The following is a 16,208-nucleotide window of genomic DNA, read 5'->3' as shown; positions in this document are numbered from 1 at the left end:
ACTGGAGAGATAACCATGCTTAACAAACCAGATATAATTAGTGTTTTGAGTGACAGCATCTTATGTCTCTTTATTATATTTATTAATTTTAGAATAGCACAGAGTTTGGCGGATTATTAGAGGATCTTGCTAATTCCTATACCGCTATTTTAAAATAGTTGTTTAAGGTAAAAATTCGTAAAATGTTTGACCGGATTACAGTGCAAAAATATAACTTGTTGCGATACCGGCTAGCAAACCAAATAAATGTCCCTGCCATGAAACTCCTTTTTCTCTTGGGAAAATCCCAAAAAAGATACCGGCAAAATAATACAAACTCACTAAACCAAGAATTACGGTAGTTAATGTACCTTGCTGGTAAATATTACAGATGAGAAATCCCCAATATCCTGTAATTACAGCACTGGCGCCAATGTGGATCCCGGGAATTGCGAAGCACCATATAGCTAGACCACTAAGAACCGTAATATATAACGTGACCATGAGGTAATAATGAAGACCGTTGATCAGGATAAAATTGCTTAATACCAGCAAGGGGATGGAATTGAAAAAGAGATGATTAAAGTTGGCATGAAGCAATGGTGCACATATGATTCCAGGCAGTCCCCGAATATGTCTTGGGATGATTCCAAGGAAAAGAATTCCTGGATAGATAAAATGGCTAATAAAAAAGACTATCCAGAGAACAAGGAGAATAAGCCCCAATACCTCAAAGTTATTCTGTGTTTGAGCGATTATCACATTCAGACTGTTCATTAACTCATTGATCATGATTTGCCCGTTGTCTGAACGGTGTCTTTAGGTGCCTTTTTCGGCTGTACTGGAGGTGGAAGTGCAATATTGCGTATTGGCACAAAAAGCAAAGGTTCAACTTGAGTTTGATTGACTATCATTGTCCAATGCAAATGAGGACCTGTGACTCGACCGGTCATTCCTACTAAGCCAAGCTCTTGTCCTTGTTTCACGTTCTCTCCGACGTGCACGAGAATTTTGCTTAAATGGGCATAAAGAGAAAATACTCCCATGCCATGATCGATAATGACGGTATTGCCCGTAAAAAAATAATCCCCTGTTTCGACGACGTTACCTTTGCCTATTGCATGAATCGGTTCACCTTGAGGCGCTGCTATATCCAGGCCTGAATGTGGATCTCTTGGCTGTTTGTTATACACGCGTTTTAAGCCAAATAAACTACTGATAGGGCCGCGTAGAGGGGCCTTGAATTGTTGTTTGAAAGGATTAGTGTTCGTGTATTTTGCAAAAATTCCAGTTAATTTTTTCGTTTCTTGTTCAATACGCACCTTATCTTCTGCTTGGGGATCTACTTTACTTAAATCGTTGATCGTCAAATATTGAGTTGTGTAAAATTTATCACTGACTTGGAAGGGAATGGTGGTTTTGATTGGTTTTTTTATATCAATGTACTGAATGGGATCTTTATTATTTAGAGGAATTGCTACAATAAGCAGCCATTGGTTCGGTTTGGTACTTGGAATAACTGGAATTTTATTTCCATGATAATAAGCTTCAGGTTGATTCTTAATGTCTATAGGGATGATGGTCAATCCTCCATTGACGGCATGGTTTTCAGGCAAAGCTAACGCATTGACGCAATGTGAGAAAACGCATAAAAAGAATATAATGCAACTGATAATTTTGTTCATGAATAGTTAGTCCTTAATTTGTGTCACGTCGCAAATGAGATTGCCTTTTGCCAAACGCACTTCGATGGAATCTCCGATGGCCACTTGGTGTGCATTAAAAAGTATTTTATTGTCGCTGCTTGCGATGGCATAACCTCGGTCTAGTGTAGCCAAGGGACTAACTGCATGTAAAGTTGATAAATTGGATGTCATTTGAAATCTTAATTGTTTTATTTTGGCTCTGATGTGCTGGTTTAATTGAATTATGAGTTGGTTGAGACGAATTTGGGTGTGTTCGATTTGCGTTATGGGATTTTCTGTCTGTAACTGAGCAAAACAGAGGTTCAGATTCTGTCTCTTCTTCTGAATCAGTTGCGCCATGTTCGTTACTAGCTGGCGCTCCAGGTAATCCAGTGTTTGCCAATAAGAAATAATTGTCCGACGGGGTGAAGAAATTTTCTCTAATAAATGTTTTAATCTCAATTGATGATTTTCAGTTTGTCTGTTGATTGCAGAATGCAATCGAGAAATGGCATTGTTTACGGTATTGAGTAATTCAACGCCATTTGGGGTTACAGCAATAGCTGCGGCAGTTGGTGTTTCTGCTCTAAAATCAGCTACGAAATCTGCAATAGTAAAATCTGTTTCATGGCCTACTCCTGATACAATCGGAATCGTGCTGGCAGCAATGTGTCGCGCGAGTTGTTCGTTATTAAAAGCCCATAAATCTTCCATGCTACCGCCACCACGAGCTAATATGAGAACATCACAACGAGGTTTGGCATTCGCGCAGAGTAAGGCATTTATCAGTTGTTGAGGGGCTGTTGTTCCTTGAACTTCGCTGGGATAAATAATGATGTGTGCCAAAGGAAATCTTCGGGCGAGTGTCGATAATATATCCTGAATCGCAGCGCCGCTGGCGGACGTAATAATACCTATAGTTTTGGGAATTGCAGGGAGCATTTTTTTGCGTGCAGGATGAAATAATCCTTCTGCGGCAAGTTTGTTTTTCAATTCTTCAAATTGTTTGTACAGTTCGCCAAGACCGGACTCAGTAACTTGTTCCACTATTAACTGATAATCTCCTCTTGCTTCATAGAGACTTAGTGTTCCACTAGCAACTATCTGCTGACCATCAGTTAATTTTTTGACAGAGGGGCCGAAATGTCTGTTTTTAAAAAAAACACAGCGAATTTGAGCGCCACCGTCTTTTAAGGTGAAATAATAGTGCCCTGAAGACGGTTTGCTTAAATTGGATAGTTCTCCCTCTACATGAACAATTCCTAATTCATTTTCCAGATAGCTTTTAACTTGTTTATTCAGTTGACTGACCGTAAGTACTGAGAATTGAATGGCCATAGTGAAAAAATATCCAACAAATCAATTATTTGCTTATACTAGCAGATAAAAAAAGATTTCAAAATCTATTGAAGGAGCTTATGCAATGAATTAACTTAATAGGTGAAAATACCCAATTCATAAGTTATATCATATATCAAATATAAGGACGTGGCATGAGACATGCGCTAATTTTGGCAGCAATATTAACTTCTTTCGGTGCAACCGCCGATAGCTTGTACGATGCGGTGCAGCATGGAATGATTTCAAATCCTGATGTTCTGTCAAATACTGCAAAGGGTCTTGCTGCTAAACAGGGTGTAAATAAGGCAAAAGGTGCTTATTATCCTACTGTGGATGTCACTGCCGGATTTGGCCGAGAACGAAGCTTAAACCCGACCACTGCCGCAATTGATGATACTAATGTCGCGATTCTTGACCGTAATGAATCTGCTGTAGAGCTTAGGCAAAATTTGTTTGCTGGAGGCGGGGTAGTTAACGAAGTTAAACGTAACCAGTATATTACTCAGTCCCAAAGATGGAAGACACAAGGCGTTGCTGAAGATTTAGCGCTTGATATTACCAAAGTTTATTTAGCTGTTTTGATGCATGAGCGCCTTTATGCCCATTCTATTTCTAACCTTCAAGCACATAAATCAGTGTTTAAAATGATTAGAGAACGTGCTGATGCAGGTATTTCCAGAGAGGCGGAGGTTGATCAGGCTGTTGCGCGTTTGGCTCTGGCCGAGTCTAATAAAATCAGTGCGCAGGCAAATCTGCAAGAAGTACGAATCAATTATGCTCGATTAGTTGGAAAATGGCCGGAACATTTAACCTGGCCTCATATCCCAACCAATAAGGAATTACCGGGAACTTTGACGAAAGCTCTTGAAAAAGGCTTGGATAATCACCCTACAGTAAAATCCAGTTATGCTGATATTAAACAAGCCAAGGCTCAATACCAAGTAGCAAGAGCAGCATACTATCCTAAAGTTGATTTAGTATTAAGCTCTTCTAAAAACAGGAACCTCAGTGGTCTTGTTGGCCCCAACAACTCTGATTTGGCTGCAATTAGAATGAACTATAACGCATTTCGTGGTGGGGCAGATGAAGCATATGTTCGTCAAACAGCTTACCAGGTTCAGGATGCATATGAAGTGAAGAACCGCTCTTTGCTGCAGTTGAAAGAAGCCATTAGATTATCCTGGAACGTGTACACTACTGCTGCTCTCAGATTAAAACCATTGCAAACACACGTTGATGCCTCCAGAAGAACGCGTACTGCCTACCAGGATGAGTTTAAAGTAGGCAAAAGAACTCTTTTAGACTTGTTGGATTCTCAGAATGAATATTATCAGTCTGAGATTGAGTTAGCTCGTGGCAAAAATGATGAAATGCTCTCGCGCTTTAGAATCCTGAATGGAATGGGCAACTTGCTGTATTATCTGAAATTAAGATTACCTGTTAACGTAGTGAATAATGATGTCTTTAGCTCAGCTCAGACACACATATTACTCAACAAACGTATGGATGAACTGCCTTATCCAAATGATACTGATAATCCTATGCTTTTAGCTCAGCCTGTTAAAAATATGGAAACAACACCTTTAACTAAGGCTATAATAGATAAGAACACTACTTATCCTCAGCAGGTAACGCCAAAGTTGTGGTATGTCTCTGCGGGTAGATTCACTGATAAAAAAGAAGCGCTTGCTCTCGTGAACAGATTGAATGGGCTTGGTTTTTCATCCTTCATGAGTGTTTGCGATAATCTCCTTACTGTACTTGTTGGCCCCTATGAATATCGTGGGCATGCGGGTAATGGAATGGAGCGATTAAAGGAACTGGCTCATGTTCAGGGAGTATTGGTTACATTTAAGAAAGCTCCTAATAAGGCATAATAAAAGGCCGGGCATATTTTTATTGATATGCCTGGCTTTTACTGTTTTTCCAACCCCCGTCATGCAAGCCTCAACTTCTGTAACTATTGATAAAATTCAGCAAATGGAGCAAAAATCTCAAGGTGATATTAAAAAGAGATTTAGGGCTTGGGTTAATTTAATTACTTCTCTACAAAATAAACCGGTTGAGGTTCAGTTAGAGAAAGTAAATTCATTTTTTAATCAATTTCATTTTGAAACTGACGAGCAATCTGAAGGTGTTGAGGATTACTGGAAATCTCCGGATGAGTTTATCATTGATGGAGGGGGGGATTGTGAGGATTATGCAATCATCAAGTATTTCACGTTAATTACTTTAGGAGTGCCTACCGAACGTTTGAGAATTACATACGTTACTTCCCTCAAATTACAACAGGCGCATATGGTGTTATCTTATTATCCATCACCAGAGGCAGAACCTCTGATTTTAGACAGTTTGGAAAGTCACATTATGAAAGCATCCAAACGAACAGATCTCAAACCAATATACAGCTTCAATGGTGAGGGGTTATGGCTTGCTAAACAACGAGGGCAAAGCTCTTATATGGGACAACCCAATGGTTTGGGGAAGTGGGATGAATTACTGAAACGAATGCAATGACAAGGTGAAACACCATGACACTTATTAAGAAAATGGCTTTGGGTGTATTAGGAATGTTACTTCTCGTTTTTATGGGAAATTTTATAATTACGATGAATAACGCGCGGAATTTTTTCATTCAACAAATAGAAAGTAATGCTCAGGATACGGCTACATCCCTGGGATTGTCATTATCTCAATCCTTATTAAGTCGCGATATCCCTACGATGAATTCTATGGTGCAGGCTGTCTTTGATAGAGGCTATTTTTCATTTATTCAGGTCAAAGATGTTAAAGGCAAAGTGATTATTACTAAAAAGTTATTGCCCCAGCAAAGCAATGTGCCACAATGGTTCGTCAATTTGATTCGATGGCCTTCTACACAAAAATCTTCATTAGTTATGGATGGGTGGATGCAGGCTGGCGTGGTTTCGGTGATAAGTGATCCTTCGAATATGTATGAGTCTTTATGGCGTAATGCTGTCGAGATGTTAAAAGCGTATTTTCTTTTTGCTTTAGTAGCCTTACTTCTAAGTTATGTTTTTCTGCAGATTTTATTAAGGCCTTTAAAAAGAGTAACTGCTCAGGCTTTGGCTATTTCTGAACATGAATTTCCTATCGAGGAGCATATACCCAGAACACCAGAACTCAGACAAGTTACTTTAGCAATGAATCAGATGGTGATAAAAATTAAATCATTATTCCAGGATCAGTTACAACAGGCTGAATTATTGCGAATACAGGTTTATCAAGACCCTTTGACTGGTTTAAGTAATCGTCGTTATTTTTTACAACAAATATCAGCAATTTTGGATAACGATGATGAATTTATTCCGGGCTATGTTTTATTAATTGTGATCGATGGCCTTGATGAATTAAACCAACAACAGAGTTATCAGCAGGGTGATGAACTCATTTTATCCATTACTCGTATTTGTAAGGATTTTTGGAAACAACCTTCAGTAAGCACTCTTGCTCGTATTAACGGCAGCACCTTTGCTGTGATTATTCATGAACGGGATCCAGAGGTTTTTGATAACGAATGCAAGAATTTCGAACAAATTTTGCAGCAAATATTAAATGAGGTAAAACAATGTACTGCTCATATGGGGGCTGCCAGTTATTTTGCGCACCAAAATGTTTCCAATTTGCTTTCTATGGTGGATCTGTCTGTTAAAAAAGCTCGTGAGAGTGGGGTATTTTTCTGCCAAAAAGATCATGATTCATTTAACTATCCACGACTGATTACTCGAGATGATCTTATTCACTCACTGGAGCAAAAAGAACTCGGTTTGTATTCTCAAGCAGTTACTAACGGTAAAGATCTTTTGCATAGAGAACTCTTTGTGCGAATTTATGATAGAGAACATAAAGAACTGGGAGCTGGTTATTTTATGCCAATTGCTGAGAAGGCCGGATTAGCACATTTGATTGATTTCTATGTTCTTAAAAAGCTAGCGACACTAGGCAGTGCTTCAACTAATGGCTATGCAGTAAACATTTCTCAGGATACTTTGGCGAATAAAGGGCATACAGAAATGTATTTGCAGCTGTTAAAGGACACACCCAAAGCTGTACGAAACAATTTGTCATTGGAACTGAGTGAATCTATGGTTTTATCCTCTTTTGCCGAGGTGAAATTATTTGCGAAACAAGCTCAGAAGCTTGGAGTTAAGCTCGGTGTCGATCGAGTGGGAATTCATTTCTCACCACTGCATTACTTAAGTGAATTACATATAGATTATATTAAATTGCACGGGAGTCTGGTACAGGACATTGACGAAAATGAAAGCAAGCAATTCTTTATCCATTATTTTAATGAGATGGCTAAAACCCTGGACATTCAAGTTGTTGCAACTCAGGTAGAACGAGAGAGCCAATGGCAGGCTCTTGAAATCGTTCATGTGCATTGGGGACAAGGACGCTATCTGGATCCAGTTGTATCTTTAAATCAGTAGATAAAAGCATGAATTGAGAAGATTCTGAGCATAGGAGCAGATACATCAATCCTCTTAAGAAGCACTGGCAAAAAAGTACGTCTGTACGTCTGAATGACAGTGACCTTAAAGAGGGGGCTCTGTAAAAGATATAAAGAATCAGTTATTATAATCTCTCAAAAAACCACACTAAAAATAACATGAATTATTATCGCAAGCAGCCTATATACTCCTTTGTAGCGCTATTGTTAGTTAGCAGTATTTTAACTGGATGTGTTGATTTATCAGGCTCAAGAAGTGCTTATAGAAAAAAAGCGCATAAGCATACCAATAGTGCCAGTATTCCTAAAGCGAATACTCCTTCTTCTAAAAAAGGGGAAGTACATACTATGCGGGGTGGCTTAGGAATTTTTAGTATTGGGATGAATCAACTTCGAGATTCAGTAGCAGAAAAATATCATATTTCTTCCCGTAGTACGATGTGGTACAACGCAGGTGAAGTAAGCCGTAATATCATTAGTCGTTACTACAAACAAAAAGAACACAGACCAATTATATTAGTAGGACATTCACTGGGGGCTAATGAGCAGATCAAAGTAGCCAGAAATCTTAACGATGCAGGTGTTCCTGTAGCTCTTTTAGTCACGGTGGATGCAGTATCTCAAACTATAGTGCCTCCAAATGTGAAACAAGTACTCAATGTATATAAACCAGGTTTTGTTCCAATGTTCAGTGGTTTAAAGCTACGAGCAGTAAGTCCTGAAAAAACTCAGATCGAAAATGTTAACGTGGAATTGTTAAAGGATGTTAATGTAAATCATTTTACCATTGATAAAGATAAAGTGGTGCAAGCGATGATATTGGACAAAGTTGAAAAGGTGTTAATTGATGGAAATAAACAGGGCGCTTAATGGCCAATCTGCTCCACGTATATGCGTTATTGGAGCAGGTCCTAGTGGTATAGCAGCGATTAAAAATTTACAGGAGCAAGGTTTAACGAGCATTACTGCTTTTGAAAAGAATAATCAAATCGGCGGTAACTGGGTTTATGATGTGAATAACACTCATTCCAGCGTTTATGAAACTACTCATATCATCAGCTCAAAAAGATGGTCGCAGTTTGAAGATTTTCCTATGCCTGCGGAGTATTCTGACTATCCTTCTCATATGCAGTTATTACAGTATTTTAAAAATTATGCCCAGCATTTTAATCTTGAGCAATATATTCGATTTAACACAACAGTTGTAAACGTTACGCGCACTGATGAAAACAAATGGCATGTTCTTTATGAGGATGCGCAAGGCACTCATGAGGCATTTTATGATTATTTGTTAATTGCTAACGGACATCATTGGGATCCGGTGTTACCGCAATACCCAGGAGAGTTTTCCGGCGAAGTGCTTCATTCTCATCAATATAAGAAAGCAGCTGTTTTTAAAGATAAAAAAGTATTGGTTGTTGGTGGTGGAAATTCTGCTTGTGATGTTGCGGTTGAAATATCTCGTGTGACACAGCAGACCTGCATCAGCATGCGTAGAGGCTATCATATCTTCCCAAAATTTATTTTTGGCAAGCCGACTGATGTTGCTGTAGCTAAAATCCAATGGATGCCATCTTGGTTTAGGCAAAAATTTATTAGTTTGGTTATACGCGGCTTACAGGGTCGATATGGTAAATATAAATTAATGAAGCCTGACTGTGGCCCTTTAGAAATTCATCCAACAATTAACTCTGAACTTCTCTATTTTATTCGCCATGGCAAGATAGTACCCAAAGCAGGGATCTCGCATTTTGACGGAACTAAAGTTCATTTTTCTGATGGTAGTCAGGATGATTTTGATACGGTAATTTTCGCAACCGGTTATAAAATCAGTTTCCCATTTTTTGATAAGGAATCATTGGATTTTAGTAATTCGACCAAAATTCCGTTGTATCGGAAAATGATGCATCCCGATTTCGATACCCTTTATTTTATCGGTCTTTGCCAACCTCAGGGGTGTATTTGGCCTTTGGCTGATTATCAATCTAAAATTGTTGCTCGAATTATTGCCGGAAGTTTGAAACGTCCAGAGCAATTGCATAAAAAAATTGCCAGAGAAATCAATAAACCTCATTATCGCTTTAAATCAAACAGACGCCATGCTTTGGAAGTGGATTATCATATTTTTCGTCGCGAGTTATTAAAAATGCTGGGACAGAAACGATTTGGACTGAAGGTTACTTCTTAATCTAAACTACTACGCCAAAACTCCATCCCGTGCCTTGTGCGCGGGATTTTAGACGGATATGTCAACTAACTCTGATGGAATGGTATGCTTCCTTTATCCTAAAGTTCGTTTACGTTTTATAAGTGATGCCATTAATTTCTCAATATTATTAATATGAGGTTCCTCTTGGTGAATAATGGCTTTTGCTCTGCTTTCACAATAGCCTTTTACTTCTTTATCCGGCAAAATATAAAATTTGTTTTGTTCTACCTCATTTACAATATGCATTGCTACGTCCATGGCCGGGCGTGAGTGTGATAATAAGGTGCTTAGCGAATCATGAAGAACAGAGTTGGATTCAGAGGATTTATTGGCTAATAAAGATGTATCGGTAAAGGATGGGAATACAACGGACACATCCACTGGTTTATCAAGACGTTTCAGATCAAAATGCAGTGATTCTGATAACGCCAATACAGCATGTTTGGACATCGAATACGCAGCCATTTGAGATCCAGAACAAAGAGCATACAGGCTTGCCATGTTGATAATGTGAGCATTAAAAGACTGTTTAAATAAATAAGGAGTGAATGTTCTGATGACATGAGCCATGCCAAATAAATTTACCTCCATAACCTGTTTCATATGGTCTGCTTGTAATTCCCATACCGGTCCCAGGTTTCCTATAATACCTGCATTATTAAAAATCCAGTCCACTTGGCCGAATTCTTGATCAACCACGGACAACAGATGCTCCACTTCATCCGGTTTCGTTATATCGCAAGTAACCTGAATCACTTGTTCGGGATATTGCTCTATCAGTTTATTGCGCTCATCCCGAAGTTTGGTGCCGTCTTTGTCTACCATAACTACATTGAAGCCCCGTTGGAGGCAAACCTGGCTTAAAGCGAGTCCTATACCATTTGCAGCACCAGTGATAACGGCTACCTTCATTCTCATTCCTCTATATATAGTGTGATTTAAACTGAGCGAATAGCGTTTCGCGCGTCATGAATGGGAGGTCATCATAATTTAATCTGCTGCTCTTTGAAATAGCCCCTGTGAGTTAGTATTGTCCTATTTGGTTTTTTTAGGCAATTTGAGGTAATTTATTTAATTTAATTGATGCAAAGTAGAGGTCAGTTATGTATTCAAAAGCAGAAATTAATAATAATCAACAAATCAAAACGACCAACAATAATCATAATGGATTGGTAAATAAAAAAACGGGTCGTTTGAAAAAATTGCAGTATTGCTTCGCGCAATGCTAATATGAGCTACAACATTCAATCTTGTCTATTTCCTTGATAGAGCATTTAGTCAGTTCCCCTAAATGCAAGAACCAGTTTTCAGAATGAACGTTTGGTGAGTATGTTTTTTGTTAAATACTCGATAAAAAATTCGTGCGCAGAGCCAATAGATAAATCGTGCTTTGCTATACTTAATGAAGGTTACTATAACTCGAGATTATTTTGAGACAGTATAAATTATCGGAAGTGCCCGATGAATACCCAGAAAAACCTGATGAGTATCCGGAAGAACCAATGGAGTATCCTATTGATCCTGATATCTATGAACCTGATTATCCTGAGTTACCAGAACCAGAGCCTGTTCAGACTCCAGAACCTGGCTATGAAAAATAATTTAGATGGGATCGTTTAACAATCCTTTTAATGCATCGCCGATGCTTTTGGCTCTCATTAAACTTTCGCCAATGAGAAACGTATTGATTCCATGTGATTGCATTAATTTAATGTCTGCACGAGTATTAATGCCACTTTCAGTAATAATAATTTTATCTTCGGGGACATCGTTTTTTAACTGAATACTTAATTGTATGTCCGTTTTAAAGGTATGAAGACTGCGATTGTTTATTCCTATTAATGGGGTAGGTAATTTTATAGCTCTATCAAGCTCCTCACGAGTATGGCTTTCCACCAAAACTGCCAATTTAAGTTCCTGAGCTAGCTGACAAAAATCAAGTAATTGAATATCATCTAACATGGCGGCTATTAGGAGGATGCAATCTGCGCCTAATGCTACACTTTCATGGATCTGGTAGGGGTCGATTATAAAGTCTTTACGTAATACTGGTAAATTGCAATGAGATTTGGCTAGGGCAATATTATCTGGATGTCCCTGAAAAAATTCAATATCGGTTAAAACCGATAAGCACTTCGCTCCATTTTGAGCGTAAGCATCGGCAATCTCTGCCACATCAAAATCCTCTTTAATTATTCCTTTGCTAGGTGATGCTTTTTTTATCTCTGCGATTATTGCCGGGGATGAATTATTCATTAAGGCTGTTGAAAAATCTCTGCTGTCTAGCGCTTGTTTTGCTGTGAGTGCGTGCAATGACTTATTTTTTTTGGCCTTAGTTACTTCCGCTAATTTATGTTCGGCAATTCGTTGTAAAATACTATTCATGGTTTGATTCTTTATTTAAAGTTTGAGTTAAAGAGCGAAGCCTGGTGAAACATTCTGCAGCCTTACCATTGTCCAGCGCTGCTTTTGCTATTTCAACGGCGCTGTTAAACGATAGGTTGTCTTTAGCGCAATAAATGGCAGCTGCGGAATTAAGAACGACCATATCTCTTGCTGGGCCAGGCGTACCTGATAGTGCCAATTCGATGAATTCCAGGCTTTGCTGCGGAGAGTCCACGATAATTGCATTCAGATTTGGGTGATGAATCCCATAATCTTTGGGGTCAATTTCCCATTCATTAAAAACACCTTGTTGGTATTCTACTACTCTAGTTGGTGCGCAAATACTTATTTCATCCAGGCCATCTAATGAACTGATTACTAATGAGCGGTCACTGCCCAAGTTGGCCAGTACAGTCGCCAGAGGTTTTTGCCAGGTTTGAGAAAATACGCCAACCACCTGTTTTTTCACGCGCGCTGGATTGATTAATGGGCCCAACAAATTAAACAGAGTTCTAATTCCTAATTGTTGTCTTGCTGTTCTCGCATACTGCATGGCTGGATGGTAATGAGGAGCAAATAGAAAAGCAAGGTTACATTGTTTGATGCATGTTTGAATTTGTTCGTCTGTAAGATTTAAAATAAACCCTGCCTGTTCTAACAAATCGGCACTGCCGCTACGGCTGGATACGGAGCGATTTCCATGCTTGGCTACAGTAATCCCTGTTGCAGCTACTACAAAACTGCATGCGGTAGATACATTAAAGGTATTTTTTCCATCGCCTCCAGTGCCCACAATATCAATAAGTTGTTCACCTAAATCCAGAGGATGGGCGAGCTGGCGCATTACCTCTGCTGCTGCAGTTAACTCTTCTGTCGTTTCACCTTTCATGCGCATTAATGCTAAAAACGCGGCAATTTGAGTGTCATTGAGCTGACCCGTCATGCAAGCATGAATCACTTCCTGCATTTGGGCTGTATCCAGATTTTTTTCTGCAATCAGGTGTTCAAATAATTGATTGGGTTTCATAACTTAAAAAATTCTCTAATAGGTGTAGCCCATATTGGCTTAAAATTGCTTCAGGATGAAATTGTAGTCCAAAAAGCGGATATTGACGATGTGAAATTGCCATAATTGTATCTTCTGCCCAGGCATCTATTGAAAAACAATCAGGTAGGCTGGGTACATCAACAGCAAGAGAATGATAACGCGTGGCTTTAAAATAATTAGGGATATTCTTAAAGAGACCTTGATAATGATGAAGGATATTTGACGTTTTTCCATGCATGATTTGGGGGGCTGAAATAATGGTTCCGCCAAATGCCTGAGCTAAGCATTGATGCCCAAGACAAATTCCTAATATAGGGATTTCTTTATGTAATTCTCTGATTGCCTCTAATGAAATGCCTGCTTCATTGGGGGAGTTGGGGCCTGGTGATATGACCAGATGCTGAGGATTCAGCTCTCGAATGAGTTCGATATTAATTTTGTCATGAGCATAGACCGCAACATCTTGATTCAAACATTGAAAATATTGAACGAGGTTATAAGTAAAAGAGTCGTAATTATCAATGAGTAACAGCATAGAGTTTTATTTGTCGCTATATCAAATGGTATAAGAATTGGTGTTATCTTAGCATAATTGTTTTATTTAATAAGTGCTGCAAGAGTACTGGATAAGAATTTTCTGCGAATTTATCATTACAAAGTAAAATCTTCACCCAGATAAACAGTTCTTACTTGCTGATTGGCAAGAATAATATCAGGAGTTCCCTCACATAAAATTTTACCTTGACTGACGATATACGCACGCTCACAGATATCCAATGTTTCTCGTACGTTATGATCGGTGATTAATACTCCTATTCCTTGATGACATAAATGTTGAATAATTTTTTTAATGTCGATAACTGAAATAGGATCTACCCCGGCAAAAGGTTCATCAAGTAAAATAAAGGATGGCTCGATTGCCAGCGCTCTGGCAATTTCAACCCGCCTTCGTTCTCCTCCAGAAAGCGCCATCCCCAGACTTTTTTCGATATGGGTGATATGAAATTCCTGAAGCAATAGATCGAGTTTCTCTTCTCTGGCTTGTTCGTCTAAATCTGTTCTAAGCTCTAGTATCGCCATAATGTTTTCTGCAACAGTCAGTTTGCGGAATACAGATGCTTCTTGAGGCAAGTAGCTAATACCAAGTCGAGCCCTTTGGTGCATAGCGGATTGAGTGATGTCTTTACCATTTAGAATGATTTGCCCAGCATCACAGGATTGTAAACCGACAATCATATAAAAGCAGGTGGTTTTTCCAGCGCCATTCGGGCCTAATAAGCCAACACATTCGCCTTGTTTGATATTAATGTTGATTCCATTTACAACCGTCCTGGTTTTAAATGATTTTTTTAAATCGCGTGCTTCCAATAGACTCATGTTGGTTTCTTTTCTGGGTAAATGATAATTGTGGTTCTGGTTTTTCCTTTGCTTTCAGTAATGACATGCTGTTCCAGTGTATCATAACTTATTTTCGCGGCTGATAATGAATTAGCGCCTTGTTCTACCCGTGCATTACCTATTAATTCAATAAGATGCTTCAGAGGATAATATTTAATCGTGTCGGCATAAGCATGAAATGGAGGTTTATTGGGCCCGGTTTCAGTCCAGTAATGAGCTTGCTTTCCATTTTTTCCATTAGCTATCGCGAGGATTAACTGATTTTTATTATCTCCTTGGGTTACGGCGTCAGCAGCATGAAGATTAGTTGTGCCTTGCATAAATTCCACGTTCCCTGAATACACTCCTTTATGATCTTTTTGGCTTAAATCTGCTGAGTCAGATACCACATGCATGGTTTGCTCTTTATCCGTAGGCAGGGCATGCCCAATGACAGAGATTATCATCAGTATGAAATATAATCCCCATTTAACCTTTAGCTGGCTCATAACTTCCCCTTGCTTTATGGAGCAGTTCTACTCTTTTTTCATCCAGATAAGCGTTCATACCAGTTGACTGGATGATATTACCTGGTTGCTCATAGGTAACGAAAAGATTGGTAGTGGCTTTTTTTTCTTTCGGAAAGTAGGTGACTTCTTCAGTCTTTAATGTACTTTCCTGAGTTTTATCACCTGGGTTTTGATGAACAACAACTTGTTCTATAAAAGTAATACGTGCTCCTCCATCAAAGGATTTTGCTTTTATGGAGTTTATTTCCCACGCGGGTTGCTCATCTTGTTTAATAACAATATGAGGAGTTTTCAGTAAATGAACGTCGTCTTTCGGAATGTGTTCCATTAGAGGAGTAGTTAATAAATTGATTAACACGCCTTCGCTATTAAATTGACGAACAGTTAATTGAGTTACTGTTGTGTCAATTGTTGTCGATAAAGCATCATTATCCAATGCAGTCGTTTTTTTTGATTGATTCATATACCATTCTGAACCTGCCAGGATGAATAACGTGAGTAATAGCCATAATGATTGTTTGACTGCATTCATTGTGTTAGATAACCTTCCAAGGCTAAATCCGTTTTATTTTGTGCGTTCAGTATCAAATCGCATAGTTCACGTACGGCTCCCCGGCCACCTGTTTGTGTTGTTTGCCAGTCAGCGAACTCTTTTACCTGAGGTACGGCATTCCCAACGGCAACCCCAAGACCCACTTGCTGGATTAATGGCAAATCAGGCAAATCGTCACCAATATATGCGAACTGCTCATCCTGCAAGCCTAATGTTTTTTTGAGCTGTTGATAGGCGTTACGTTTATCAACCTGGCCTTTATAATAATATTTGATGCCTAATTGCTGCATTCTATGATCTACAACAGCATTGCGTGCGGTAGTAATTACAGCAACTTCTATGCCAGCTGCCATTAATAATTTCAGCCCCATGCCGTCCTGGACATGAAAAGACTTTAATTCATTACCATGATTATCTATATGCAGCAGGCCATCACTGAGGACTCCATCCACATCACAAATAAGGCATTGGATTTTCTTTGCTCGTTCCAATAATTCGTTCATTTTGTTCCTCTTAATTAAAAGACGCCTGCGCGTAATAAATCGTGCAAGTGAAGTACGGCCTCAGGTCTGTTCTCGGCATCCACTACTACTAATGACGTGATGCTGTGTTTTTGCATGATTGCCA

The 16,208-nt window shown here is 38.9% G+C and carries 17 protein-coding genes and 1 pseudogene; 6 read left to right on the top strand and 12 right to left on the bottom strand.

Annotation, left to right across the window (positions count from 1 at the left end; all coding sequences use genetic code 11):
• Nucleotides 1-195: 195 nt before the first annotated feature.
• Genes Q0495_RS15150 through xseA form a run of 3 tightly spaced genes read right to left on the bottom strand, consistent with a single transcriptional unit; the run spans nt 196 to nt 3,002 of the window.
• On the bottom strand, nt 196-771 hold the full coding sequence (locus tag Q0495_RS15150; protein ID WP_298627776.1) for a rhomboid family intramembrane serine protease: 576 nt from the start codon (nt 769-771) through the stop codon (nt 196-198).
• Nucleotides 768-1,664, bottom strand: coding sequence for a M23 family metallopeptidase (locus Q0495_RS15145; protein WP_298627774.1), 897 nt, complete (start codon nt 1,662-1,664; stop codon nt 768-770). Before Q0495_RS15145 ends, Q0495_RS15150 begins: the two co-directional genes overlap by 4 nt.
• Before the next feature lie 6 nt (nt 1,665-1,670).
• Nucleotides 1,671-3,002, bottom strand: coding sequence for an exodeoxyribonuclease VII large subunit (gene xseA, locus Q0495_RS15140; protein ID WP_298627772.1), 1,332 nt, complete (start codon nt 3,000-3,002; stop codon nt 1,671-1,673).
• 155 nt (nt 3,003-3,157) lie between these two features.
• Here xseA and Q0495_RS15135 point away from each other — a divergent pair, with 155 nt between their 5' ends.
• The 5 genes from Q0495_RS15135 (at nt 3,158) to Q0495_RS15115 (ending at nt 9,667) form a co-directional block, all read left to right on the top strand.
• Entirely contained in the window at nt 3,158-4,882 is a 1,725-nt protein-coding gene (locus tag Q0495_RS15135) for a TolC family outer membrane protein (RefSeq protein ID WP_298627770.1), read from the top strand.
• A 22-nt stretch (nt 4,883-4,904) separates the two neighbouring features.
• Nucleotides 4,905-5,522: a transglutaminase-like cysteine peptidase gene (locus Q0495_RS15130; protein ID WP_298627769.1), complete on the top strand. Its 618-nt coding sequence runs from the start codon at nt 4,905-4,907 to the stop codon at nt 5,520-5,522.
• Between the two features lie 14 nt (nt 5,523-5,536).
• Complete coding sequence (locus Q0495_RS15125) at nt 5,537-7,459, top strand: EAL domain-containing protein (protein WP_298627768.1); 1,923 nt, start codon at nt 5,537-5,539, stop codon at nt 7,457-7,459.
• 179 nt (nt 7,460-7,638) lie between these two features.
• A complete protein-coding gene (locus tag Q0495_RS15120; protein WP_298627766.1) occupies nt 7,639-8,349 on the top strand; it encodes a hypothetical protein in 711 nt (236 codons plus the stop codon).
• Nucleotides 8,327-9,667 (top strand): NAD(P)-binding domain-containing protein, encoded by a 1,341-nt coding sequence (locus tag Q0495_RS15115; protein WP_298627764.1) that lies wholly within the window; start codon nt 8,327-8,329, stop codon nt 9,665-9,667. Before Q0495_RS15120 ends, Q0495_RS15115 begins: the two co-directional genes overlap by 23 nt.
• Nucleotides 9,668-9,760: 93 nt before the next feature.
• Here the strand turns inward: Q0495_RS15115 and Q0495_RS15110 are convergent, their stop codons facing one another.
• Nucleotides 9,761-10,600: an SDR family oxidoreductase gene (locus tag Q0495_RS15110; RefSeq protein WP_298627761.1), complete on the bottom strand. Its 840-nt coding sequence runs from the start codon at nt 10,598-10,600 to the stop codon at nt 9,761-9,763.
• Between the two features lie 518 nt (nt 10,601-11,118).
• Here Q0495_RS15110 and Q0495_RS15105 point away from each other — a divergent pair.
• Entirely contained in the window at nt 11,119-11,289 is a 171-nt protein-coding gene (locus Q0495_RS15105) for a hypothetical protein (RefSeq protein ID WP_298627759.1), read from the top strand.
• Nucleotide 11,290: 1 nt separating this feature from the next.
• Here the strand turns inward: Q0495_RS15105 and trpC are convergent, their stop codons facing one another.
• The 8 genes and pseudogenes from trpC to Q0495_RS15065 all read right to left on the bottom strand — a co-directional run.
• Nucleotides 11,291-12,073 carry an indole-3-glycerol phosphate synthase TrpC gene (gene trpC / locus Q0495_RS15100; protein ID WP_298627757.1) on the bottom strand — a complete coding sequence of 261 codons (783 nt, stop codon included), beginning with the start codon at nt 12,071-12,073 and terminating at the stop codon, nt 11,291-11,293.
• Nucleotides 12,066-13,100 (bottom strand): anthranilate phosphoribosyltransferase, encoded by a 1,035-nt coding sequence (gene trpD / locus Q0495_RS15095; RefSeq protein ID WP_298627755.1) that lies wholly within the window; start codon nt 13,098-13,100, stop codon nt 12,066-12,068. The genes trpC and trpD overlap by 8 nt, the downstream gene beginning before the upstream one ends.
• Nucleotides 13,078-13,656, bottom strand: coding sequence for an aminodeoxychorismate/anthranilate synthase component II (locus tag Q0495_RS15090; protein ID WP_298627753.1), 579 nt, complete (start codon nt 13,654-13,656; stop codon nt 13,078-13,080). The genes trpD and Q0495_RS15090 overlap by 23 nt, the downstream gene beginning before the upstream one ends.
• Before the next feature lie 116 nt (nt 13,657-13,772).
• Nucleotides 13,773-14,498 carry an LPS export ABC transporter ATP-binding protein gene (lptB, locus tag Q0495_RS15085; RefSeq protein WP_298627751.1) on the bottom strand — a complete coding sequence of 242 codons (726 nt, stop codon included), beginning with the start codon at nt 14,496-14,498 and terminating at the stop codon, nt 13,773-13,775.
• Nucleotides 14,495-15,007 carry a lipopolysaccharide transport periplasmic protein LptA gene (gene lptA, locus Q0495_RS15080; protein WP_298627749.1) on the bottom strand — a complete coding sequence of 171 codons (513 nt, stop codon included), beginning with the start codon at nt 15,005-15,007 and terminating at the stop codon, nt 14,495-14,497. Before lptA ends, lptB begins: the two co-directional genes overlap by 4 nt.
• On the bottom strand, nt 14,988-15,560 hold the full coding sequence (gene lptC / locus Q0495_RS15075; RefSeq protein WP_298627747.1) for an LPS export ABC transporter periplasmic protein LptC: 573 nt from the start codon (nt 15,558-15,560) through the stop codon (nt 14,988-14,990). The genes lptA and lptC overlap by 20 nt, the downstream gene beginning before the upstream one ends.
• The gene (gene kdsC / locus Q0495_RS15070; protein ID WP_298627745.1) at nt 15,557-16,084 is read right to left on the bottom strand and encodes a 3-deoxy-manno-octulosonate-8-phosphatase KdsC; all 528 of its coding nucleotides are present in this window, start codon (nt 16,082-16,084) and stop codon (nt 15,557-15,559) included. Before kdsC ends, lptC begins: the two co-directional genes overlap by 4 nt.
• Nucleotides 16,085-16,098: 14 nt before the next feature.
• A pseudogene (locus Q0495_RS15065) lies at nt 16,099-16,208 on the bottom strand (D-arabinose 5-phosphate isomerase); the annotation flags it as partial.

The organism is uncultured Legionella sp., from assembly GCF_937871865.1.
GTDB lineage: Bacteria > Pseudomonadota > Gammaproteobacteria > Legionellales > Legionellaceae > Legionella.
Note: the sequence above shows the minus strand (reverse complement) of the source record. Positions and strands in the feature narration are given on the sequence as shown.